This window comes from Vibrio sp. 1249-1 (assembly GCF_033340495.1).
The window spans coordinates 1-1,077 of the sequence record NZ_JAWOWJ010000136.1; the positions used below are offsets into that span (position 1 = coordinate 1).

At 47.2% G+C, this 1,077-nt stretch carries 1 protein-coding gene; it reads left to right on the forward strand.

Features of this window, described 5'->3' with window-relative positions:
• Positions 1 to 195 precede the first annotated feature (195 nt).
• A partial coding sequence (locus R7Z50_RS24785) for a lipocalin-like domain-containing protein (protein WP_411979510.1) occupies positions 196 to 1,077 on the forward strand: 882 nt, incomplete at its 3' end.

The following is a 1,077-nucleotide window of genomic DNA, read 5'->3' on the forward strand; positions in this document are numbered from 1 at the left end:
ACAATCTTTTCGCTGGTCACTAGAACTCCAACCCATTCCTTGGGACTATGCACACACTCTCGCTTGGGCAATGCTCGCGATTATGATCGCCGGGGCGTTACCCGTAATTCGAATGATTAAGAGTACGCCAATGAAGTCGTTGAGGGATGCGTTGTAGTGGAAAAACAAAACTCTAAAAAACGCATTTTTGCTTCGATGCTGATCGTTGTCGTTTTTGCCATGTTGACTGGAGCGACGTTGTATTCAACGTTTTGGCTAGAGCCTACTGCTACCAAAGAAAATGAAATCAATTCGGTACTGACGCGAGAAAATAAAACCATTTTTGAGCCGGTTTTACCGGACGAGCATGTCTCATTGCCTTCAGACTTTCGCTTCCATCCTGAGTATCAACATGAATGGTGGAACTACTTTGCGAAGCTGCAAGATAAGCAAGGTCGCACTTACAACGTGCAGTGGAGCTATTTTCGCGTCGCCACCGATGAACGAGAAACCAGCGGTTGGCAAAACCCGCAACTGTACATGTCACATGTTGTCGTGAGCCATGGTTCGCATGTGTGGAAAGAACAGCGTGTTGCGCGTGGAGGTATTGGTCAAGCTGGCATGACAAACCGACCATTCCGTTTATGGATAGATAACTGGACTTGGCGCTCATTAGGCTCTACACCATTTCCAGGCAACCTCAATGTTACAACGGACACATTCGGACTCGAACTGAATACCATGACAAGCGGGCCGTTTGTGGTAAATGGAGACAAAGGCTTTCAAGTTAAACATGCACTGCAATCTGTGGCGTCGTTTAGCTTTAGCGCACCGTTTCTTAATGTAAAAGGTACGTTGAACTTAAATGGTCGCCTCATCCCCGTAACAGGCTCAGCCTGGACGCAAAAAGAATGGGGCAGTGGCTTAATCGGCCAAGGCCAACAAAGTTGGGATTGGTTTGTCTTTAACTTGGATGATGGACGTGCGTTAACGGTTAGTCGTTACCGTCATCACGGTCAGACGCCTCATATTTTTGGTACGCTATCGACCCGTTCGGGAAAAGTGGTCAATCTATCAGAGAAAGAGGTCTCGATTACG